The sequence below is a fragment of the Paenibacillus sp. FSL K6-1330 genome, from assembly GCF_037976825.1.
GTDB lineage: Bacteria > Bacillota > Bacilli > Paenibacillales > Paenibacillaceae > Paenibacillus_AQ.
Genome location: NZ_CP150269.1, coordinates 4,126,154 through 4,148,855 on the forward strand (window position 1 = coordinate 4,126,154; position 22,702 = coordinate 4,148,855).

The window sequence follows — 22,702 nt, forward strand, 5'->3', positions numbered from 1 at the left end:
ATGGAACAAAATTCGCCTATATTTTTCACACAAAAAGATACAGAAATAATAAAAAGCGCAGAACATGAAGTTCTACGCTTACAAATTGAAGAGGAGCAATAGCGTCGTCGAGTGGAATTCGAAATTCTCAACCTTGTCTAAAAATGAGCGTGGTTCCATGAAGTGAGGCACCCGGTACAAAAACATCACCTCTCGCTGTCTCGAGCACAGAAAAGCCATTCGATTCAAGGTACAGCCTCGTGACAGAAAGATCGCGCACTTTTACCACGTATCCAACGAATCCAGGTAAAGAAGGGAGCGCTTCTCCAGGAAGAAAATCGGTTAAATGGGACTTGGAAATGATCATAATGCGTCCACCACCGAGATCAAATATAAATTCCCTCCCTTCTGTTTGCGGCTCGACTCCCAAATAAAGTTGATAACGCTCCACACATGCTATAAGCTCCGGATCCTCGACACACAAAATCGTTTCGACTAACTCGATTGCCCCATTCGGATGATCCGTATGAATCTTTGTCTTCAATATGTTCGAAGGTGGATTTTCGGCAAATGCCAACCGTCCTTCGGACACTTGGTCGTCATCGACTTCCAATAAACGTACAGGTACCATTTGAGTACCAGTCTTCGTCTCCACGGGACGTTGTACGGTACTTACACCTCCATGTCCGACTTTTCCCTGTTCCAGACGAGCTGCAGAAGTGATTGCATCAAAAGTAGAGAAGACCAATATATGCGTCCCCTCAAAGCGGGCAAGACATCCAGAGATCGTCGCAACCGTACGTTTGATCGAAGCAATGATTCGAGATCTTACAGCTGGAGGAGCCGAAAGTGGAATAAGATGGGCATCGTCGGGAATTCTCCCCCCTTCCTTCACGATCGTTACGATTTCAATAAAATTTTCGACGAAGTCGATGTGAGCATTAGCTGCTCCCAACGGTTTAGGGGTCTCCCCCTCTTGTTCCGCCATCGTCGGATACGCCGGCGGCGTGGATACGAAGCCTAGCTTACGATACAGCTCCAATGCCGTCTCCATATCTTGGACAACATGCCCGACATGATGAATTTTGTCAATTTCAGTACCCATCGTACAACCTCCTCATTATCTAACCATATTAATAGCTGAAAGCCATTTCAGTGCTCTATGAATGTTTTGGTCATGATAAAGTCTTTCTGTTCTTCATCCCCCATATAGAAAGAATGGGTTCCTGTTTGAACAAACCCCTTTTTCTTATAAAAAGCAATAGCATTTTCATTTCGTTCCCATACGCCTAGCCAAACGCTCTTTTTATTACGTTCCATCGCGATTTCCATAGCTTTATTCAGCAGAAACTTGCCTAGCCCATGTTTTTGATATTGGCCCTTAATATAAATCCTCTCGATTTCAAGCGAATCAATGCCCATCCATTCAGTTTGAGCATCATGGCTGTTGACCTTTAAATACCCGGCGATTTCTCCATTAGAATAAACAAAATAGAACTCCGAAGAGTTATTGCATATCTCTTTTTCTAATTGGTTTAAGTTAAATGCTCTTTCTAAATAGGCATTCATATTTTCAGGTGAATTTTGATCTTTAAATGTCTCATAAAACGTCTCAACACTGATGTCTTGAAGTAAGCCTAGGTCCTCTAACGTGCACTTTCTTATTTTTAGAGTCAATTGGTTTCTCCTCCATTTAGTAATTCAATACAATCTCTTGTTGCCCTTTTTTACAAACTCCCAGTCTTTTTCAACGTTTTTTCTGACTCTTTGCAGCAGATTAAACATGACTTCTACTTCACTTTCGGAAAGTCCCTCTAATGCAACCGTATTGGAGTAATCATGTTCTCTTTTTATAAAAGGATATACATGTTTCCCTTTCACTGTTGGAAAGAGTTTTTTGATTTTTCTATTATGTTGATCTTCTTTCTTTTCAATAAAGCCATGAAGTTCAAGCTTTTTGATAGCACGGGCTGCAGTTGTTCGATCTACTTTTATCATCTCAGCTAACTTCTCTTGAATGATTCCTGGGTTTTCACATACTCGAACAAGGTACAGATACTGTCCTTTCGTCAGGTCATATTCTTTAAATTCTATATTGCTTATCGAATCTAATGCCCTTGCGATCATTCCAATTTCACGAAGAATTCCTTTCATACTTTGACTCCCTCGTTTTCATTCATGTTGTAAATGCAATAAAAATATAGATGTAGTTTAATCTATTTATGTTGCATTTGCAACAAATAAGATGATAAATAGATCGCGTGCGTAAAATGACCAGTATAAATTGATTCACTCGACTTATAATGCGTATTAACCTCGGATTGGGAAGGACACGGCACTTTCAGGCGGCGTTCCATGAACAAAGACCACTTCAATGAATTGTCCTTATTCATCGAAATGGTCATTAGATTCAAGCTGCACTCGTATTCTTGACGGCACCGTACCAGAAGAAGAAATCCATGAACTGATCAAACAGAACTATGTTTTAACTATGGCGTCTTCTCAAGGTTAACATGGTTCACTTCATTCCCATCCGAATGATAGATGAGCTGTACAACCCCAGTGGAGAACGTTTTTGCATTTACCAGCTTTAAATTCAACCTTTGCTTGATATCCATAAACAACGGTTTTCCTTCTCCCAAAATGACAGGGTGAACCGATAATCTGAATTCATCAACCAGCCCTAACTGGATAAAGGTTGTAATAAGGCTTGCTCCCCCATATAACCAGATGTCTTTACCTGGCTTATTCTTTAATGCATGTACTTCCTCAAGGATATGATTGTTGATGTAAGTTGCTTTATGGTCGCTCCCTTTTTGCGTCCTTGAAAACACATATTTTTCTTTACTGTGAACGATTGACCATAATTCTTGTTCAGTTTCCGGATGATCCGTTTCAGGTGTAAATTGCCCCCATAAATCATAACTTTTTCTGCCATACAAAATCGTATCGATTTGATTTAAGAAATCCATAAACCCCATCTCCGGGTCCATAATGCACCAATCTACTTCCCCATTTTTCCCTTCAATAAAACCATCTAACGTAACTGCTAAATCTAAAATGATTCTTCGGCTCATGATTTATTACTCCTTTCGGGATTTACCACTCAGTGTATCCCATCATTATGTCATCTAATGTCTTATTTAATAAGAACGGGAAGACTTTTCATTCTTGTGTCCATTGACCCAGTGCAAGTATAGACCTATTTCCTAAAAAATTGATTGCAAGCCGTGAACCTCGGCATATATGATAAGATCACGAATCCGTTAAGGATTCCATAATCCGGCATTGATTCTGCCATTTCATGAGGGGGATTTTATCTGAAACGCAAACTCATCGTCAAAGCAATGACCACAGCCGCGCTGCTGAGCGCATGCGCGTATCCCGTCCACGCGAATTCCATTTCGCTGAGCGATATCAATCAATCCTATGCCAAGGATGCGATTCTGGAATTAGTGGAACAGGGCATTATCAATGGAAAGGGCAACGGCAAGTTCGATCCGACCGGCAAAATCGAGCGCCAGGACTTTGCCATTATCTTGGCGAAGGCATTAAACCTTGATGTGTCGCCGAAGCCGGCGGATTCAACGTTCAGCGACGTCCCGCAGGACCACTACTCCTACTCATTCGTAGAGGCTGCGGTTAAAGCCGGCTTAATCAAAGGCCAGGGCAATGGGGAGTTTGGCATGGGACAGAACCTAACTCGACAAGACATGGCGGTGTTGTTTGTTCGAGCATTGGGCGTTGAGGTTGAGGGCATGGGCAGCCAGCTGAAACTCTCCGATGCGGCGAGCATCTCCTACTATGCCAAGGATGCCGTTGCAGCCGCCATTGAGCTTGGGCTTATGAACGGCATGAATGGAAAGGAGTTCAACCCAGTCGGTCAAGCGGACAGGCAATCGGTCGCCTTAGTCGCCAATCGATTCCTGAAAGTGAAAGAGCAGCTAGATACCCCGTCAGAACAGCCAGTCCAGACGCCCAAACCCGACGAGGTAACACCTCCTCCTGCTGAGAAGCCGACGCAGAATCCAACGCCGTCTACCGGAGGCAGCAGCGGCGGATCAACCGTGCCAAGCTATCCGAATCCGGGCAACCCAAGCTCGCCAGATAGCGCTGCTCCGATTGTAAGGCTTTTGTCTGCCTCCTCCGTTCTCATAGGGGAGAACGTGGCGGTCACTAGCAATGAAACCGGTTTCGTTTACTTAGTCCCCTATTCCCTAAACACCAACACGAAAGCGCAGCTTGAAACCTCTGTCGCCGAAAAGCTTGCCAGTAAATCCGTCGTTGCAGCGGCTCAAGCGGAAACACTCATTGCAACGGCGAATCTGTCAGCGGGCGACTACAAAGCGTATGCGGTCGACGCTGCAGGCAATGTGTCCGCGCCAACCGGCAAAATTACGCTTTCAGCGCTGCAGTTGGAACAGCCGGCCTTGCATTTTTCCGATGCACGGACGCTCGTCATCACATACAATGAGACCCTTAACCCCCTCTTCGTTCCAACTGCCCATGAATTATCGGTATATACCAAGGATGGTGAGGTACAATTACCGAAAGAGGTTGAACATATTAACATTACGGGCCGAACCGTTGTTGTTGCCCTAGCGGAATCACTGCCGATGGCAAGGCCGGTGGAGGTCGTATATGATCCGTCTTCAGCCGCCACCGCGATCCGCAGTGCAACAGGAACGATCTCACCTGCATTCGGGCCGATCATGGTTCAGTATTTGCCGGACAACGTAAGGGAATTGTTTGAAGCGCTGATCACCGAAGCCGAGGCGCTGCGCGACACCTCAATTCCAGGGAACACAGCCGGCACTTACCCGTCGTTCGCGTTTGAGCAATTAAACCAGGCGATCTTGAACGCCTACTCCATCACAGACAACCCGAATTCGCCTGCTGCAAGTTTGGCAATCGGTTATAACGATCTGATCCAACAAATGAAAGCCTTCAAAAACAGCCGAATAGAGTCCCTAAGGGTCTCTCTTGCCGAGGAAAATGCATCGTTTGTATTAAATAGCAACATGTTGCGCGTGAATGGCATGTCAGCCCAAATTACGGACTCCTCGCTAGACGAAGATCGATATGATATAAGGAATATTAGAAACCTTATCGAGGTAACGAGAGGCGATGCTTTCATAGAATTGGACATTCGTTATGACTCTGTCACTAATAGGTACGAGATTCAATCAGAAGGCCAAACGATAGGACATATCGAGATCGAGACTTCGGATCCATCGCTCATCCAGTTAACCGCCCGTGATCATGGCATCCATGTAGCACCTGTTCCGAATGTCGATCAAGACCGCCCGGTCTCCCTGATCTTTAAAGTTTTCGAGAAGGATGCAGAAATCGACAAAGTCGAATTGCCCATCCGATTTGATTCCGAGCCTCCAACGGTTACAGAAGTTACTTACGACAGCGCTCAAGGACTCTTCTTATTCCAATCCAGTGAACCGGTATACTCTTATCCTCAGACCATTCAACTAAGAGCACAAGTGGATTATTCCGGTAACGGCGATTTCAGCCAAAATTCCATCGATATCTTCCCGTTAGTGGACGGAGAAGACTTCAATTTAGAAATCACACTGGATAAACGCGCCGTCACGCTCCAGCTTACCCCTATGGGCATTTCCAAGCTGGCCACCCAGCTTCCAGGTGGAAAGTTCAAAATCATGATTAACGGCATGAGTGATTTCGCTATGAATTGGCAGCCGGAGATTCATATCATTGACGCGCCGGAAACACCATAAACAGATGGAAGCCCGGATTTTTCAAGGAAGTACCCACGTTGTTCATTGCTACTCGTATATCCTCACTCTCGCAAAGTTAGATGGATTTGTTGTGTAAAAAGAGTTGAATTCCCTTCCAACATACAAAATCCCACTGATTCTTAATTTGATCAGTGGGATTTATTATCTGTGCGGACCCTTTAGATGAATATGTATTAATTTACTATATAACAGGCAGCACCTTTGTATGTGGGGCAGAACTGAGTCAAATACTCCAGGCTGTTGCTCGTGTGTTGTCGATCAATCATTTAATCCCTTTCCATTCAAGATATGCGGGATATATTTTTCAACCCTGGACTCTCGCGTTTTGGATTGCTTGGGTGCAGAAAAATGCAAAATGTAGGCTCTTTGCCGTCCCGGCGTTAATGCTTCAAAAGCCGTTTTTAAGCCTTGAATTTCAACGAATTTACTTTCTAATTCTTCCGGTATGATATATTCCGTATTCTTTTTAAAGCTCACTTGCAAACCGGCTTTCTCAACTTCGATGGCTTCAACAATATATGTTTTCAGGATAAGTTGCATTTCATCGATCTCTTGAACATTGGTGAACCGAATCTGACGCGCTGCCTGAACATTCGCCGTTTGCTGGATTAGGATTCCATGGGGATCTTTTAACAACGCGCCTTTGTGAAACAGAAGCGCACAGTAATCCTTAAAGCCATGAATCAAAACAATGTTTTTGTTATCTAACGTGTAACAAGGATGCATCCACTTAAAATCCTCGGTCAGTCCGCAGTCAAGAACGATTTCTCTCAGCAGATTGAATTCTTCCTTCCACTTCTTAAGCTTGTTAAAATAGGGATCAATCTTGGAATTCCTTTCACCGTTTGTCATAAGCTACCCCCTTTATGTCCTTGTTCGTTTCGCTAGAGATGTCGGCAATTGGTCGAGGCTGCTCAAATTCTTTTCTTGCCAGTAACTGTTCAAGCCTTCTTCACCTTTGTGCTCCGCCCACCGTTGGAGTGTTTCTCTCTCCTTTTCGTACGACATGAATGGTACCGCATAACCGCAGGACGTCTGGACTTTATGTATATCGACTGTAATGATCTGCCGGACTCCAGGCATCGGCTCGAACATTCCGTATAACAACTCCCACTCGGTGTGTTCCGGAAGAATTACCGTTCCGGTTCCGTACAGGCGCAGAATATTCGGAGGTCCCTGGAATGCGCAGAACATCATTGTGATACGACCGTTCTCTTCGAGATGGGCACTGGTCTCATTGCCGCTCCCGGTCAAATCCAAATATGCGACCTTACGATCGGACAAAATCCGGAACGTGTCGTATCCCTTCGGCGACAGGTTGACGTGCCCATCCCGCGACATGGGAGCCGTGCCGACAAAAAACAGGTGCTGCTTTCGGATAAAGGCCATATGCTCGGGGAGCATGGCCGGAAACTGTTTTCCCATCGTATCCCCTCCGATGAACTTGTATTAGGTTCGATTCACGCGTGAACACCGACCCAGGTCGAGCGCTCTGAGGCGTTCGGACGGATCGCTGGCTCCGGTCGTGATCTCGCTCTTGGCTATACGTTCATTGTATTCGAAGCCGCCACATAAGTATAATATATTCTTATCACGCATACATACACTCCGGTTATGAATAAGGCGACTAACTCTTCACAACTGTTACGGATGCGCTCTGCCTCGATTATAGTAATGCCTTGTTCGTTATCGACCAACAACATGCCCTTACATTTTACAACTGAATTTCCCCTCCCCCGCTTATTTATACATCGATATCTAACCCATATCTCTAACGAATCTTGCGTCCTGCTTCCTTTTTACTTTGACTTTACTTCATTTTTACTCCCATCTATTAAGCTAACGTGAGGTAGTAAATACCGAATTTATTTTAGGAGGAATTATTAATGAAGAAGATAGCTTCTGTGTTAATCACCGCTATGCTTTTTGCATTACCGGTTACACCTACTTTTGCTCAAGCGAATCATGATACTGTTAAGCAAAAGGCTCAAGCACTGGCTTCGGAGATGGTGTCCAATTATGATGTAAGTGGCTTGCAGTATGCGATTATGGATCATGGATCCATTGTGTTATCCGATAGCGCTGGTGTATATGATAAAGCTACCAAGGAACCGATAAACAAAGACACCATGTTTGGAATAGGCTCAGTCAGTAAAATGCATGTATCTGCTGCAACGATGATGTTAGCTGATTCGAATCAAATTGATATTGATAAACCACTGATCAAGTATATCAAGGAATTTAAAATGGCGGATGAACGATATAAAAAGATTACACCACGGATGTTAATGAATCATTCTTCAGGGCTTTACGGTAGTCACTATGCGAATAGTATATTTTTTGATGATAATGATACGAAAAATCATGATGAATTATTGGTAAAATTACAATCAGAAGTTTTAAAGTCAGACCCAGGCGAATATTCAGTATATTGTAATGATGGCTTTCAACTGCTTGAATTATTGGTTGAACGAGTAAGCGGTTTGAGTTATACCGAATTCATTGAACAATATATTAGCACCCCGCTGAATTTAGACTCTACTAAAACGCCACTCGATTCATTTGATAGAGAACGGCTGGCAAAAACTTATTTTCCTGGAATGAATCAGGCTTTACCCGTTGAGAATGCCAATATCCTTGGGACAGGAGGCCTATACTCCACGGCGGAAGAAGTAAGTAAGTTCGCTGAAGTATTAATCGGGAATCGAACGGATATTTTATCCGAGAAGTCAGCAAAGTCTATGCAGAACCATGAGTATCGAAATGGAATCTGGGTTTCTGAAGAGACTAACACCGTGAATTATGGTCTTGGTTGGGATGCCGTTCGTTTAGCACCTTTTAGTGATTACGGAATAACGGCATTATCCAAAGGTGGGGATACTGTTATGTATCACGCAGCTTTGACTACCCTACCCGATCATGATATTTCTATAGCTGTGCTTTCATCGGGAGGGAACTCAATTTTCAATAATGTGTTTGCATCTAACGTTTTATTAGAATATTTAAAAGATAAAGGCATTATTAAAAATATTCTACCCGAAAAAAGATTTGAGTCTTCCTTGAAAGTAGAAATGCCATCGGAATATCTCTCTTATTCTGGAGTATACGGTTCAGTGGGCACGACAATAAATATTGGAATTAAGAACGGAGAGATTGATTTACCTGCTCTATCAGGGGGAGAGATACCACCACAAAAATATGTATACACGGGCAATGGACAATTTAAAAACAAGGATGGAAATGTAGCCATTAGTTTTGACCAACAAAAGAATGGAAAAACCTATTTAAAGGTTAACGCGTATACGAATCTTCCGGGATTAGGTCAAACCGTTGCGGTAATGTATGAATATCAAAAGCTGGATCCCAATCCTCTAAATGATACAACTAAAAAGGTATGGGAGCATAGAAACGGAAAAAGTTATTATGCATTGGATGAAAAGATAACTTCTGGATTTTATCTAGCACCACAGGTCCTAAATAAGAAAATATCCGTTGATGTGGAACATGGGTACGCAAACGGCACTAAGATTGTGGATGAGAATCAAGCCGTAAACGCAGTTGAAATTCCTATCATGTATGGAAGGGATGTATTAGATTTGAAGTTCTATACATTGAACCGTACGGAGTATGTAATGGTCAATAGTCAATCCTATATCAGTGAAGATGCGATTCAACCCATATATGCAGGGAACTCCTCGATCAGCAGCATACCATTCAATGGTCAGGCTGTTTGGTATAAGATTGATGAAAAATCAGCCAATCGAGCCATGACTGTGGAGGCCCCTTCAAGTGGAGGATTTGCCGTTTATGACGGAAAGGGAAATGTTGTGAACTTTTCAAAGGCAAGCAACAATCACTCGGTTGTACTGCCTGAAAGCGGGATGATCGTTTTTGGTGGTAAGGCGGGAGATGTATTTCAAATTAATCTGAAGGCTAAGTAGGCTAGAACTTGTATTGGGAAGCCTTGAGCCGAATGGACCCGGCTTCCCAATATGCACGGCAGTGTTTATATCGATTATGGGGTCTCGTAGTTTTTTAACGGCATACCTACGTATTCCCGGAAGGAGCGAATCCGCTCTCCCTCGAACTCGAAGACGATTGCAAGCTCATTACGAAAAGGCCGCCCATTTAACAAACCTTCCGAGCGAAATACCACCACCCCGTTGTCCTCACTCTCAAGCTCGATGAGCGGAGTCAGTTGCATCTGAAATACGGAGCGCTCGAACCTGATCAATTCCTCGAACCGCTCTTTGCCTTGCTGTTCGTGGTTCCATCCCTCTAACGGAAGCGGAACGAAGAAATGGAAATCTTCCGTAACCGTTGTAAGAAAATCGGCTGTGTCCCCTGTTTCTAAAGCCTGCTTAAAAGCATCAAACACTTCACAAGTTCGGGATTGGACTGAGTCTAGAGATTTCTCCATGAACAAATCCTCCTTATTAAAGGTTTATTGTACTCTCTAAATATTGAGTTTACATTGAGTCGTTTTGATTGGTGAGACGCCATGTAAAAGGAATCTTGTTTAACATTGGTTAGTGCGACACAACCTTTAGCTGGCTCGATATCGTTCCAAGGTGAATGGCTTCGTGAATCAGAGCGAAGTTGAACAACTCGCCGGCGGTGTTGAATTGGAACGGGCCCAAAGCATACGGATTCGAAAGCTTCTCCCCCAGCATTTCAGGTGTCAACTCAGATAAGCGAGAAAGCTGCGCGGTTAACAACTCGACCAACTCTTCCTTCGATGGAGGAGTAAACGTCCAGTCCAAGGGCTTTGTTCCAGAGTTAAACAGCGTTTCGTACGAACCCGGTATAGCAGCCGGAGAGCCGAAGCTTAGCGTAGAATACTTATCCATCCAATAAATCACATGGCCGACATTCCAACGGATTGTATTGTTGAATCCTAGCCCTTGAATGTCGAACAGTTCCTCAGGGATCGCCTGCACCTGCTGCAGCACCAATTGACGTACGGTTGTTGCCGTGTTGATAACCATGTCAGACATGTTAATTTCCTCCTTTGTTATGAGAACCTTTTGCTATTCCCAGTTTAGATCTCATAGAACCTTCCATCAATGCAGTGGGCGTTACCGGAACGTTAAGTATCAATTAACGATTATTCGTTGACAGAAAAACAAGATGGAGCAACAATAATCAGTGAACACGATCCAGCGATACAATAGAAAGCAGGTGAAAATCGATGGAGTTAAAACAACTGCAATATTTCATGGCCATATGTGAAGAGCTTCATTTCACGAGAGCAGCCGAAAAAATGGGTGTCAGTGCACCCAATATCAGTCAGCAGATAAGAAGATTGGAAGAAGAATTAGGGGTTCTGTTGTTCGATCGTGTGGGTAAAACAATTGTTCTTACAGACGCTGGAGCAATTCTTCGTGAACATGGTGCTGCCGTGTTCAGGCATCTGCAGCAAGCGGGCGACGCCATTGCTGATCTGAAGCAAATGCAAGGCGGATCTCTTTCCATCGGGGTCTTGCCGGGTGACGCGGATCTCATGTTTAATGCCTTGCTACTGAACTTCCATCAAACCTATCCCACTATCTCCCTGTCCCTTTTGGAAACCACAAAAGTAACAGAACAAGCTCTGGACCGAAGCATCGATGTCGGCGTAACCATTGGACCTGTTATCGATGATCGTCTCACGTCAATTCCTCTGTTTCATGAAGAGTTCTCATTAGCAGTAAATATGAATGATCCCATTGCCACGGAGAACTTCATCCCCTTGAAGAGGTTACAAGCCTTAAAAATGGTCATGTTTCCAGCCGACCACCAATGCCGGAAGCTGATCGACCGATTTTGCATGGACAACGGGTTTACTCTGCAGCCGCACATGGTGACAACAACGTTATCTTCCCTCCTTCAGATGGTACAGAGCGGAGTTGGCGCTTGTGTTCTGCCGCGACTTCTATTGGAGAATCTTCACAATCCCGACATCAAGGTTGTGCACCTGAGGAACCCTACGCCATCTCAGGACATTTGTCTGATCTACCGTAGCGACAGGTATGTCGGATACGCCATGCGTACGTTTATCAAAACTTTGAGAGCCTACATCGAGACAGCTATCCAACATTCGAAGTCTTCATAGAAGGCAGCACTTTTCTGATCCTTCGGCGATATAGCAAGAGAAACGAGCCGGCAAAGTCTGCCCCACTTCTTCTATCTCAACACAGAATACGTTCATTCAAAATCTTTTTTAGTACTGCACTGCAAATTTAGTCAATATATTCTAAAGACACGATCACGATGGCTTCTTCTATTTTCAGGGAAGGAAGAAATGGATATGCCGATACGTCCGCCTATCTTGCAGAGCGGCGATACCGTTGGAATCGTTACCTTAGGTAGCCCGCTCGCTGCAAACATCATTAATGCACGAATCGAATATTTGAGAGCAATGGGGCTTAATGTTGTTTTGGGTCAATATGTATATGCGCAGAATGGATTTCTTGCTGGCACAGACGAGCAGCGGGCTTCCGATTTAATGATGATGTTTCGAGATGAGCAGGTCAAAATGATACTGCCCACAAGAGGTGGTACAGGAGTGGCCGGAATTCTTCCGTACCTTGATTATAATGAGATACGAAATCATCCAAAAATCGTTACAGGTTACAGCGACATCACGGTACTATTAAATGTACTGCATCAATACGTGGATCTAATAACATTCCATAGTCTGCTGCTTATTGACTTCAAACCCGAAACGCCCGCTTATAATTTCGATCAGTTTTTTTCTGCGACATCCGTGTATTCATTAACCCGGTCCATCTTGAATCCGCCGGAGATGCCGCTGATAAGCCATGTTCCGGGCAACGTTACGGGGCAGCTTGTAGGTGGTAATCTGACATCGTTTGTCGATACGTTAGGCACGCCTTTCGAAATCGATACACGGGGTAAGATTCTCGTTCTTGAAGAAACACATGAACCCACCAATACCGTCTACAGGTACTTGAATGATTTGAAGCTTGCCGGTAAATTTCGTGATTGCATCGGCATTATTATGGGAGAATGCTCAGGTTGCCAGGCGGCTTATGGCAAATCCTATGAAGATGTAATCAACGAATTTGTTGTACCTCTCGGTAAGCCGCTTATAACGAACCTTGCTACAGGTCATGGTGTTTATAAAGCCGCTTTGCCGATTGGCGCAACCGTTAATCTCGATTCAGTCCATAGTAGAATAACTATAGTTGAACCTACCGTCAGCGTTTGACATCGGAAAGACGATGAGCTGTGTCATGTCTAGCGACAAACCTCGCAGCGCGGAGTCTGCAAAGAAAGTCCTCTGCCCGTAATGTGTACGGCTCAGACGAACAAGCAGCAAAAAACAGCCTTGGCCGACGAACGGCCAGGGCTGTTTACATATGAGCGGTCGGGGCCTATGTTTGCGTAGGAGCTTACATGATCTTGCTTTCTTCTCACTCGAGCTGTCTATGGATGGTCGAGGAACAAATTGATCTGTTTTCGAAAATTAGCTGAAACTTGAGCAGCAATCTCGAAGAGAGTCATCCCCAATCCATCAATATGCTGCTTGCTCATACAAATCAACAGGCAATGCCTGCACGAACGGCGACCAGTCGCCCGTTGCATATACATGAAGCCGGTGCATGGCACGTGTACATACTGTATATAGAAGTTTGCGATCGTTTTCCCGGCTGTAAGCTCGAGATGATGCCTCATAAATCAGAACCGCATCAAACTCAACACCCTTGGCGAGATATAATGGAATGACCATCGCTCCTTTTTCAAAGGTAACCGTCTCCTTTGTAATGAGCTGCAACTCTTCCCTTCCTTGCACCTGTAACGACTCAAAGGCTGCGCGGCTTTCAGCCGCAGTCTTCGTAATGACGGCAATAGAGTCAGGCCTTCGACTTTAAGTGCCTCGATGTCTTTCAGTATACGTTCGTCACGCATCTCTCCGCCCTCCACCTTCATAAGAAGAGGTTTCGGTCCGCTCCTTTCAAAAGGGACGATTTCCGTTTTTTTTTGCGTTCAATTGATTTTTTATATTCTTGGCGTATCTGCCAATTTTTTTTATTTTCCCGTAAAATCGAACTCGCTCGCCCCCTCCCTATATAAAATAGAAAAAACCGAGTTGTAGGTAGAGGTCCCGCAACCCGGTTTTATCAATGTTTGTCCGCTGCTCTCCTCTATCGATACCTTTTCCTAACAAGCTCAGATTATAACGCGCCCACAACCCGGTGAGGTACATACGGCTCTTCAAGGGAGGCAATCTCCTCCAGTGTAAGATTGACCGAAAGAGCAGCTGCAGCGTCTTCGAGATGCGATATTCTGGTCGCACCGACGATGGGAGCTGTAATCGGTTGCTTTTGCAGCAACCAGGCAAGGGCAACCTGTACACGTGGAATGGCTCGCTCTACCGCAATCTGTGCAACCCGTTCCACAATCACCCGATCGGCATCGGCAGTGGCATCATACTTGGATTTTTGAACCATGTCGGTTTCGGAGCGATGCGTCGATTCTGACCAATCGCGTGTCAATCGTCCCGATGCTAGAGGGCTGTAGGGGATCACGCCGATTTTTTCAGATTTGCACAGCGGCAACATTTCGCGCTCTTCCTCGCGGTAAATGAGATTGTAATGGTTCTGCATCGAAACGAACCGCGTCCAGCCATTCATCTCGGCGACATGCTGCGCTTTTAGAAACTGCCACGCATTCATGGCTGAAGCTCCGATATAGCGGACCTTTCCGGCTTTCACCACATCATGTAGAGCCTCCATCGTTTCTTCGATAGGCGTATCATAGTCCCATCGATGGATCTGGTACAGATCGACATAGTCGGTACCCAAGCGTTTGAGGCTTTTGTCGATTTCACTAATGATCGCTTTCCGGGACAGCCCCATGCCGTTCGGTCCTTCGTGCATACGGAAATGAACTTTCGTAGCGAGGACGATTTGATCCCGATTTGCATAATCCTTCAATGCGCGGCCCACAATCTCCTCACTTGTACCGTCTGAGTACACATTCGCCGTATCGAAAAAGTTGATGCCGAGCTCCAATGCCTTTTTTATAATGGGACGACTGTTCTCCTCGTTAAGCACCCATTGATGCACCCACCGCTCTGCTACGCCAAATCCCATACATCCAAGACAGATGCGGGATACGTCGAGTCCGGTATTCCCTAGTTTCACATATTCCATGAACATCCCTCCTTAAATTTAAGTCTACCCCCTGGAGTTATCTCCAGGTCACGAGTGACAATCAGCATTCTGCGTCTTCCACAAATTTATTGAAAAGATTTTTGTTTTTTCCCAATTTGCGACTTTCCTCGTAGAATTGAATTTTCTTCTCTAACAATTTAAGATTCTCTTGATATATATTTAATTTAGCTCTGACTTCCTCTTGATGGTTATATAATATTTGCAATAATTCGTCTAATCCTTCTTGTCCTTTCTCCAAAAGATCGATGTATTTTTTAAGATCTTCTAACGACATCCCTGTTTGCTTCATGTGTAGAATGAATTTGAGCCAGTTCCCATCTTCGTCTGTATAGAAACGGATCTTGTTAGAATCTCTCTTGGGCACTACTAATCCCATTTTTTCATAGTAACGAAGTGTATGCTCACTAGTTCCTAATATGCGAGCCATTTCTCCTATTCGATAAGACATATGTCCATCCCTTTCATTTTACCCTTGAAAGTATCTCCTCGAATGAAACCTCTATTCTTCAATGGTTTTAATGATCTTTGCGGGTACGCCTGCAACGATTGTATGATCAGGAACATCTTTTGTAACCACAGCCCCGGCCGAAACAATTGAATTTTCGCCCACCGTTACACCAGGCATGATGGTTGCTGCAATCCCTATCCACGCCCCCTTTTTTATAACAATTTGTTTTGAAAAGGTTGATCTTCTTTGAGCTGGAGATATCGGGTGATTGATAGTCACAAGGTTTACTTTAGGACCAATTAACACGTTATCTTCAATCGTGATACCTCCCCGATCCATGAATGTACATCCTTGATTAATGAAAACCTTCTTCCCTACTCTAATACTTTGACCGTAATCCGTGTAAAACGGAGGAAGCAATTCAAATGTATCATCCACTTTACTCCCCGTTAACTGGCTAAAAAGTTCTCTAACTTTATTTTTGTTGTGATAACCCGTATTTAACTCTGCAATTAGCTTCTGTGCACGTTCGATAGCATCTGCCATTTTATGAAATTCAGGGTCACGAAGTGAAATGACCTCACCTGCGCGATCTCTTGCAAAAATGTCCTGGTTCATCCTATACGCTCCCTCGGAATTTTTTATGTTTAATGAGAAATTCCTCTTTACCGTAACACCTAGAGTTAACTCTAAGTCAAACAAAAAATTCAATCAGAATACAGCTTGACTTAAAGTCTGCTCAAAGTGATAGCCTTATAACACCTTACGAGGTAAATATGTTGGAAAAGGGGAACATTTTATGTCAAATGTAAAAGACCAAGTTGTTATTATTATGGGAGCATCCAGCGGAATAGGTGAAGCGACAGCACGTAAATTAGCAGAGCAAGGAGCCAGATTAGTCATTTCAGCTCGCCGTGAAGATCGTTTGAAGAAGCTTAAAGCTTCCATGCCCGATGCAAGCATGGCGTATCAAACCGCGGATGTAACAAATGATGAAGAAGTGCAAAAAGTTATCAATTTGGCAATGAAGGAATATGGACGAATTGATGCTATCTTTAACAACGCTGGTATTATGCCCACAGCTCCGCTCGCTGAGAGCAGAAAACAAGAGTGGAAAGCCATGTTGGACGTAAATATTATGGGCGTTTTGAATGGAATCTCAGCCGTTTTACCAATCATGCAAAAGCAGCATTCCGGAAAAATTATTACAACATCTTCGGTTGCTGGTCATGTTGTTTATCCAGATTCGGCTGTTTATTGTGGTACGAAATTTGCTGTAAGAGCAATTATGGAGGGACTGCGTCAAGAAGAAAGAGAAAACAATATTCAATCCATCGTTATTTCTCCTGGGGCAGTTGATACAGAACTATATACGTCCATTCATCATGAAGAGAATCGAAAGTGGGTACAACAAAATTCTGCTAACCCTGAGCTCAGCATGAAATCCGAAGATATTGCAGATGCGGTTGCTTATGTAGTAGGAACACCAAATAGCGTATCCATAAGCGAAATGGTTATTCGTCCAACAAAGCAGCCTATTTAAATACATCTCATGATTCAGCGAGTGGTTTTATTAGCAACCATGGAAATTAATATCATTATCAAGAAAGAGATTGTCCTTCAAGTCACAAAATGTGACCTCAGGCAACCTCTCTCTCATTTTACAAGCTCTGTCCAATTCGAAGGTGCAGCGGGCTCTGCCCAAGTCAGAGAAAGCAACCCTTTCGAGTGACTATGGAAAGCTTAAACGGCTCTTAATGGTTTGTTTTAGATAAAAAAGTTTCCTATAGAATTTCCGTGTTCTTGTGTTGTCACACAAATAGCTCGACACCAAGGAAAAAGAGAAAGCCGCTAACACTTGTATAAGCACTGAGGAGGTATTGTTTGGAATCCTTATTGAGGCGTCTTTCAACAACGGATCGGAATGCATGTAGAATAGCTATTACAAGAATAACGTCCTGATAAGCCGATAATCTCCATTCCATAACAAACCTCATGTAGAAAAGGCCGATTAGAAAAACAACTACAATGATGGACTCCCCAATTAGATGAAATCGATTAATATGCTTATACAGCAACCCATCTGAATCGTAGGATACCTTCAGCTTTTTTTTGATCCATAAGTACCCGGACGAAACGACGATCGCATACAAAATGATACTGAGTAGGAACATTCTAAAGTCCCCCTTTCCCAAAAAAATTACACTTATCTGGTAATGGAGGTTTATCATTCCTTTAAAATACACTATTTTCTTATTTGAATCAATACGTAAACAAAAGACGATTTCCGTAATCAACTGAAGGTGCGTATACAGCATATCTTGCAGCGTTTTAAACTCAATTAACAAGAAAAAACACTCGTAATGGAGTGTTTTTCTACCGGACTACTTTAATTACAGGAACCCATAACTCGACTTTTTTTTCTTCTGTAAACACCTGTTTTTCTATACCTACTTCGATATCAGGACCTACTTGTATCACTGGCCCTTCAACTTGCTCATACCCTGAGGAAGGAAACCATTCTCCATAAATACGGTGCCATTTCTCCTTCCCCCACGGGACCATAACTTCAAATACGACCCATGTCATAGCTGGTACAGATAATTTAGAGAAGTATTCTGGACAGGGTTCTGTTGAAGCAACTCCCATGTAATAATCAAAATCTTGCTTCAGTCGTATTGCATCTCCAACATTCACATGCAAAATTCCATATGGTTCTAAATTGTTAAGTGCTTTCAATAAGTTGTACGTTTCCTTGTCTGTTGATCCCCAGACCTGTGCCACACCAGGATGTTCTCCAGAATCTACTGGTGTAACTCTATTACTTATCCCAACCACTTGAAATGCGTCCTTTTGCTCAATTCTAAACCTCATGGGCTCACTACCTCCTATTGATAATCGGAAGGTCATTGGAGGAAAAGCTTGTAGTGAATGGCTGGTATTTCTTGCCTCTGTTGGTGTAATTCCATGTAATCCTTGAAAAGCGCGAGTAAATGCGTCTGGAGAATTGTAACCGTACTTAATGGCAATATCGATCACTTTGACTGTTCTGTCCTGCAAATCAAATGCTGCGAGCGTAAGACGTCTGCGGCGAATATATTCTTGAAGAGGAATACCTGCCAGGTATGAGAACATTCTTTTGAAATGAAAAACCGAACAGTAAGCACGTTTAGCTATCTCTTGTTCATCAATCTCATTCTCGAGATTCTGATCGATGTAGTCTAATGCTTCATTTAAATTTTCGAGCACATTCATCCAACGACCTCCCTTCATCCTTAGAATAGCAGGGAATGATATTAGACATCCGGCAGATCCTGTTCAATTTCTGCAGGGTGACAAACAACTCTATGAAGTTTTCAGTGCATACAGCTGCGAAATTATCCGATCGAGTCTCTCTTGGATGAGGATCGCTTCCACATATCGGGCAGGAATCCCATCATATCCGTAGTAGATACCTGCCATCCCACCCGCGATGGCGCCGATGGTGTCGGAATCTTCTCCTAGATTTGCCGCCTTCTGTACGACTCCTGCAAAATCTGATGTATGGAGCAAAATATGTAGTACCCACCGGAAGGTATGCACCACAAAACCGCTTGCCGGGCAATCCGGCTGTGCTTCAATGATGCCTTCGTATTCGCTTCCCACCACCTCGGCCATGATGGCTGCTCTTAAATTTTCGCCCTGTAGAAGGCGTTGCGCCATTCGGTTGTACATGACGCAGACTTCGGCGCACCTTGGATCATAATGCGTCATCCGTGACTGCAAGATTGCCACTCGGTCAATATCCACTAGGTCCTTATAGGCAAGAGCCGCCGGCAGGCAGCGCATGAGGGATCCATTCCCACCGCTTTGCCCTATATCCATGTGCGCAACAAAGGCCGCTTCAAACCAGTCTCCCTCGTATTTTTGAAAAACATGACGGATGATATTCCCTATGTCTTTGGGCCGTGATTGGTACCATTCCATAAAGAAACGCCCGATCGCCTCCAGCGGCTCATCAGGGTTTTCCAGTATCCCTTCTGCCACGCAAAGCGTCATCATCGTATCATCGGTCACTTCCCCTGGTTCCAACTGCCACACCCCGCCGCCGATAATCTCCGTCAAATAACCGTGCTTCTCCTTAATCTCTCGCTCGCTCATAAACTCCGTCGTTCCACCAAGAGCGTCGCCTACAGCCACTCCGTACAGGCCGCCCTTGATGCGATCATATAATTTGTTATCCATGCAACCACCTCATATTCATGTCAGAAAGGAATCAAGTAGTGCTTCTTCACGGTCATCGTAGTGAACGGATAGGAATTGTAATGTCTTGGTTTATCCGGACCGGGGCAGCTTCCCGGTACATTACAATTTCATAGGTTTCCAGCTTGGGAGCGAAAACTCGTACTTCATAGTAATCGTCCTGTTCGCTTCTCACTCGTGCTTCCCCTGAATCTATCCCGATGCCTTTATCGAAACGCTCCTGTAATTCGGGATTTAAACTCCCTTTGGCTTCAGGGTACATTGCAAACAAAATACCCAAACGCTTGTTATGATCGTTACTTTCCTTTTTAATTTTCAACCGCAAATAGTCGTTCTTGTAACTCGCCCCGATTATCGTTAACTCCTGGTCTTTAAAGCGGACTTTCTTTGGATACGTTTCGTCTAGCGAAAGGGTAAACGATCCGCCCGGGCTCTTTTCTGTCAGTAGCACTTGATCCAAGTGCAGCGTAAGAGAATTCACCGACTCATCGAAGTAAGGGGAGCCGGTAAACATAAGCTTGTTGCCGTTCATCCGTTTCCCACCAGGAACATCCACCATGTTTTGCGGGGTGTCCGTATGCAATTGGTATTTCTTCCCCTTATCATCCGTTACAAATGGGGCGGCGCCAGAATGGCCGAATAACAGATAGTAATTCGCTTCATCCGCGATTTTGATATCGAGATAGGTATTGGTCGGTGTAATTTTTATATGCTCCAGCGTCATTTCCCGCAAATCCGGATCCCCCGCCACCTTGACGGTCTGATGAATCGGTATGATGCGATCCTCCAACCAGTCCGTATGATGAAAAGGAACACTCATCTTGAGTGTATCTGTTGTTTGTTTACCGTCTTCATCAACGTAGGGTCGAATACCGATTTCAAATTGCAATTCTTTAGGGTTTTGGTTTAAAAACATGTTGACATCCTCTGGATTTACTTCACCAATCCGGCTGATGACCAGTATCGGCTCCTTTGCATCACCGCTCGATTCGATCACAACGCTAGCGCTGCTGCCTCCATCAGCAATTTCAGGAATATTTACGGAATAGATCGGTGCTTCCCTGTTAAGATCTAAACTGCCGTCCTGTCTTTTAAAGACATGTTGTTTCAAACGGTCGGATTTAATGAACACTTTATATGACAGCCTATCGCTCGTCAAATATACATCGCTGATGCTGACTGTCACCCCATCAAACTGTTTCACGACAGGTTCAAACGGACTGTAGCCATGGGATTGGGCGTTCTCAACGCCATCATGACCGCGCAGCGTGTCCAGCCAATCCGAAACGATGGAGAAGCCGGGAATCCCTTTGACCATAGCGGCAAGAGCCGGAGACTTCTGCACGGTGAAACCCAGAGATAAGGCCAATACCATGCAGGCTGCAGCTATTGTATACCTTCTTCTGCCGCTTCGCTGCCGGGGCTTCGTCACCACCATGTCCTCCTCCGGCTGCTGATAACAAAGCGGTACCTCCTTGGCAAATTGAATTAAAGAATCAGGAAGCGGAATTTCATCTAACGATTGCTGTATATTTTTCTTCAGCTGCCGTTCATCCTGGTTTAACATTCGATCACCTGCTCCATTTTTAGTCGGGATGCCGTTTGGCTCAGCTTTAGTCTGGCGGCATGAAGCCGCGATTTAACCGTCCCGGCCTTGATGCCCAGAACGTCGGCGATCTCATCGATGGATAGCTCCTGGTAATAATACAGCGCAATGACGGACCGATGGTGGATGTCCAGTGACATGACGCATTCCAGCAGTTCGGATCCCCTCTCTTTTTTCAGTACGGCTTCGAGCGGTGATTCATGCTCGTCCGGAAGCTCCAGCTCATCGATATTTCCCGAAACATTAGCGTGGCGTGACCTTTGTCTGACCAGATCCAATGCACGGCAGGCCGCCAAATGATTGAACCAGGATTTGAAATTCCTTATTTTCTTCCCTTTGATAATGGCTTGATAAGCTTCGATCAGCGTGTTCTGTACCGCATCCTCAGCCAAATGAGTGGAGCGCAAAATAGCCGCGGACGTACTGTATACTCGGCTCAGCAGAGGTTCCACCAGCTTAAAAAAAGCATCTTTATTGCCTTTCCGGCACAACTCAAACAATCGTTCTTCGCTTTCCATCCTGTCAACTCCCAAAAGTACTATACAATAAAGGCGAACAGAATGGAGGTTCGGTTCATTATTTGTGCAAAAAAAAACAGAAACGGCACTGATGGCCGTTTCTACTTCCTGCATATGGTTGGCTTTTACTGGAGCTTAATCCTCATCTCCAACTCTTTCAAAAACGTAACAGGCGTCATTCGCTTAGTCATCACCTGAAGGGCCGCATTTCGATCAACCGCCGGGAATTCAAGTTCGTAGCGGTAGACACCGTCTTTTAAGCCGATCAATTCCTTACGAGTTAAATCCAGGGCCTTTCCATTTTCCACGAGCCAAGTTCCAACGTTTTGAATGGATGCCGTCTCCCCTTCGATCGACAACGTTAGCACGGTCCGGTTCTTTTCGAATTTCACACCCGTTACGGTCATGGTTCCGATCTTGCCCTGATCCAGCTTAACCGGATAGGTATCCGATAGCTTCGCCGTTACGGTGGCTTTTTGCGCTAACTTTGTACTTTTATCATCATAATTGCCTCCTACATAGGGCTTGATGATAAGTTCCTTCGGTTTGCTCTTTAATGCCCCCAGTTTCTCTTTATAATAACGGTCAAACGTGCCATCCGGTTTTTCGCGCATTTTGTCTTCCGCCTGAATACGGTCGTAAATCCATCCGTTGCTGTCCATGACGACATAGTTCATAAGCATAATATTGCGGTCCATTTTCGGATCCATATTTTCAGGGACATTCCGTGAAATGACATATTCCGTGAATTGCGGAGTAGCTGTTAAAGATTCCAGTTCAAATACGGCTCCCCCGTATTCCTTTATAATAGCCGGATTCAGCTTGAATCCGGAGCTTACTACGCTTTGCCCTGCTTCCGCTTGGGAAGCCGCATGAACGGCGTGCGACGACAAAGTTCCTCCGATTAATAACGCTGTACTTAGATATACAATGGTTGTTTTTTTCATGATTATTTC

At 44.4% G+C, this 22,702-nt stretch carries 24 protein-coding genes and 1 pseudogene; 5 read left to right on the forward strand and 20 right to left on the reverse strand.

Annotated features, from left to right (window positions below):
- Positions 1-127: 127 nt before the first annotated feature.
- From NYE54_RS18505 to NYE54_RS18520, 4 genes are all read right to left on the reverse strand, one after another.
- Positions 128-1,084 carry a VOC family protein gene (locus NYE54_RS18505; RefSeq protein ID WP_339265204.1) on the reverse strand — a complete coding sequence of 319 codons (957 nt, stop codon included), beginning with the start codon at positions 1,082-1,084 and terminating at the stop codon, positions 128-130.
- 47 nt (positions 1,085-1,131) lie between these two features.
- Positions 1,132-1,656, reverse strand: a complete 525-nt coding sequence (locus NYE54_RS18510; protein WP_339265206.1) for a GNAT family N-acetyltransferase — start codon at positions 1,654-1,656, stop codon at positions 1,132-1,134.
- A 24-nt stretch (positions 1,657-1,680) separates the two neighbouring features.
- On the reverse strand, positions 1,681-2,133 hold the full coding sequence (locus tag NYE54_RS18515; protein WP_339265207.1) for a MarR family winged helix-turn-helix transcriptional regulator: 453 nt from the start codon (positions 2,131-2,133) through the stop codon (positions 1,681-1,683).
- A gap of 335 nt (positions 2,134-2,468) precedes the next feature.
- Complete coding sequence (locus tag NYE54_RS18520) at positions 2,469-3,056, reverse strand: dihydrofolate reductase family protein (RefSeq protein WP_339265208.1); 588 nt, start codon at positions 3,054-3,056, stop codon at positions 2,469-2,471.
- A gap of 270 nt (positions 3,057-3,326) precedes the next feature.
- Here NYE54_RS18520 and NYE54_RS18525 point away from each other — a divergent pair, with 270 nt between their 5' ends.
- Positions 3,327-5,729, forward strand: a complete 2,403-nt coding sequence (locus NYE54_RS18525; protein WP_339265210.1) for an S-layer homology domain-containing protein — start codon at positions 3,327-3,329, stop codon at positions 5,727-5,729.
- Positions 5,730-6,008: 279 nt separating this feature from the next.
- Here NYE54_RS18525 and NYE54_RS18530 read toward each other — a convergent pair whose 3' ends face one another.
- From NYE54_RS18530 to NYE54_RS18540, 3 genes are read right to left on the reverse strand one after another with little or no spacing between them, the layout of a single operon-like run.
- A complete protein-coding gene (locus NYE54_RS18530) occupies positions 6,009-6,602 on the reverse strand; it encodes a YdeI family protein (protein ID WP_339265212.1) in 594 nt (197 codons plus the stop codon).
- 12 nt (positions 6,603-6,614) lie between these two features.
- Complete coding sequence (locus NYE54_RS18535) at positions 6,615-7,175, reverse strand: pyridoxamine 5'-phosphate oxidase family protein (RefSeq protein WP_215157030.1); 561 nt, start codon at positions 7,173-7,175, stop codon at positions 6,615-6,617.
- Between the two features lie 24 nt (positions 7,176-7,199).
- Positions 7,200-7,349, reverse strand: coding sequence for a hypothetical protein (locus NYE54_RS18540; RefSeq protein ID WP_339265214.1), 150 nt, complete (start codon positions 7,347-7,349; stop codon positions 7,200-7,202).
- A gap of 287 nt (positions 7,350-7,636) precedes the next feature.
- Here NYE54_RS18540 and NYE54_RS18545 point away from each other — a divergent pair, with 287 nt between their 5' ends.
- Positions 7,637-9,691 carry a serine hydrolase domain-containing protein gene (locus NYE54_RS18545; protein ID WP_339265216.1) on the forward strand — a complete coding sequence of 685 codons (2,055 nt, stop codon included), beginning with the start codon at positions 7,637-7,639 and terminating at the stop codon, positions 9,689-9,691.
- Between the two features lie 74 nt (positions 9,692-9,765).
- Here the strand turns inward: NYE54_RS18545 and NYE54_RS18550 are convergent, their stop codons facing one another.
- The gene (locus NYE54_RS18550; protein WP_339265218.1) at positions 9,766-10,170 is read right to left on the reverse strand and encodes a nuclear transport factor 2 family protein; all 405 of its coding nucleotides are present in this window, start codon (positions 10,168-10,170) and stop codon (positions 9,766-9,768) included.
- 109 nt (positions 10,171-10,279) lie between these two features.
- Positions 10,280-10,747: a DinB family protein gene (locus NYE54_RS18555; protein WP_339265219.1), complete on the reverse strand. Its 468-nt coding sequence runs from the start codon at positions 10,745-10,747 to the stop codon at positions 10,280-10,282.
- A 194-nt stretch (positions 10,748-10,941) separates the two neighbouring features.
- Between NYE54_RS18555 and NYE54_RS18560 the strand changes: the two genes are divergently transcribed.
- Both NYE54_RS18560 and NYE54_RS18565 read left to right on the forward strand, forming a co-directional pair.
- The gene (locus tag NYE54_RS18560; RefSeq protein WP_339265221.1) at positions 10,942-11,844 is read left to right on the forward strand and encodes a LysR substrate-binding domain-containing protein; all 903 of its coding nucleotides are present in this window, start codon (positions 10,942-10,944) and stop codon (positions 11,842-11,844) included.
- 195 nt (positions 11,845-12,039) lie between these two features.
- On the forward strand, positions 12,040-12,963 hold the full coding sequence (locus NYE54_RS18565; protein WP_339265223.1) for an LD-carboxypeptidase: 924 nt from the start codon (positions 12,040-12,042) through the stop codon (positions 12,961-12,963).
- A 306-nt stretch (positions 12,964-13,269) separates the two neighbouring features.
- Here the strand turns inward: NYE54_RS18565 and NYE54_RS18570 are convergent, their stop codons facing one another.
- From NYE54_RS18570 to NYE54_RS18585, 4 genes are all read right to left on the reverse strand, one after another.
- Positions 13,270-13,530: an ATP-binding domain-containing protein gene (locus NYE54_RS18570; protein WP_339265225.1), complete on the reverse strand. Its 261-nt coding sequence runs from the start codon at positions 13,528-13,530 to the stop codon at positions 13,270-13,272.
- Positions 13,531-13,930: 400 nt separating this feature from the next.
- Entirely contained in the window at positions 13,931-14,911 is a 981-nt protein-coding gene (locus NYE54_RS18575) for an aldo/keto reductase (RefSeq protein WP_339265226.1), read from the reverse strand.
- A 61-nt stretch (positions 14,912-14,972) separates the two neighbouring features.
- Entirely contained in the window at positions 14,973-15,380 is a 408-nt protein-coding gene (locus NYE54_RS18580; protein WP_213646652.1) for a MerR family transcriptional regulator, read from the reverse strand.
- 51 nt (positions 15,381-15,431) lie between these two features.
- Entirely contained in the window at positions 15,432-15,998 is a 567-nt protein-coding gene (locus tag NYE54_RS18585; RefSeq protein ID WP_339265230.1) for a sugar O-acetyltransferase, read from the reverse strand.
- 181 nt (positions 15,999-16,179) lie between these two features.
- Between NYE54_RS18585 and NYE54_RS18590 the strand changes: the two genes are divergently transcribed.
- Positions 16,180-16,923, forward strand: coding sequence for an SDR family oxidoreductase (locus NYE54_RS18590; RefSeq protein ID WP_339265232.1), 744 nt, complete (start codon positions 16,180-16,182; stop codon positions 16,921-16,923).
- 268 nt (positions 16,924-17,191) lie between these two features.
- Here the strand turns inward: NYE54_RS18590 and NYE54_RS18595 are convergent, their stop codons facing one another.
- From NYE54_RS18595 to NYE54_RS18625, 7 genes and pseudogenes are all read right to left on the reverse strand, one after another.
- Positions 17,192-17,611, reverse strand: a complete 420-nt coding sequence (locus NYE54_RS18595) for a DUF4181 domain-containing protein (RefSeq protein ID WP_339273557.1) — start codon at positions 17,609-17,611, stop codon at positions 17,192-17,194.
- A gap of 30 nt (positions 17,612-17,641) precedes the next feature.
- Positions 17,642-17,719: pseudogene (locus NYE54_RS18600) on the reverse strand (glycosyltransferase); the annotation flags it as partial.
- A 37-nt stretch (positions 17,720-17,756) separates the two neighbouring features.
- Complete coding sequence (locus tag NYE54_RS18605) at positions 17,757-18,635, reverse strand: AraC family transcriptional regulator (RefSeq protein ID WP_339265234.1); 879 nt, start codon at positions 18,633-18,635, stop codon at positions 17,757-17,759.
- A gap of 90 nt (positions 18,636-18,725) precedes the next feature.
- Positions 18,726-19,604: an ADP-ribosylglycohydrolase family protein gene (locus NYE54_RS18610; RefSeq protein ID WP_339265236.1), complete on the reverse strand. Its 879-nt coding sequence runs from the start codon at positions 19,602-19,604 to the stop codon at positions 18,726-18,728.
- Between the two features lie 52 nt (positions 19,605-19,656).
- Positions 19,657-21,189: a DUF4179 domain-containing protein gene (locus NYE54_RS18615; RefSeq protein WP_339265238.1), complete on the reverse strand. Its 1,533-nt coding sequence runs from the start codon at positions 21,187-21,189 to the stop codon at positions 19,657-19,659.
- Entirely contained in the window at positions 21,183-21,746 is a 564-nt protein-coding gene (locus tag NYE54_RS18620; protein WP_076321556.1) for a sigma-70 family RNA polymerase sigma factor, read from the reverse strand. The genes NYE54_RS18615 and NYE54_RS18620 overlap by 7 nt, the downstream gene beginning before the upstream one ends.
- A gap of 125 nt (positions 21,747-21,871) precedes the next feature.
- Positions 21,872-22,693, reverse strand: a complete 822-nt coding sequence (locus tag NYE54_RS18625; protein WP_339265240.1) for a DUF5643 domain-containing protein — start codon at positions 22,691-22,693, stop codon at positions 21,872-21,874.
- Between the last annotated feature and the right edge of the window lie 9 nt (positions 22,694-22,702).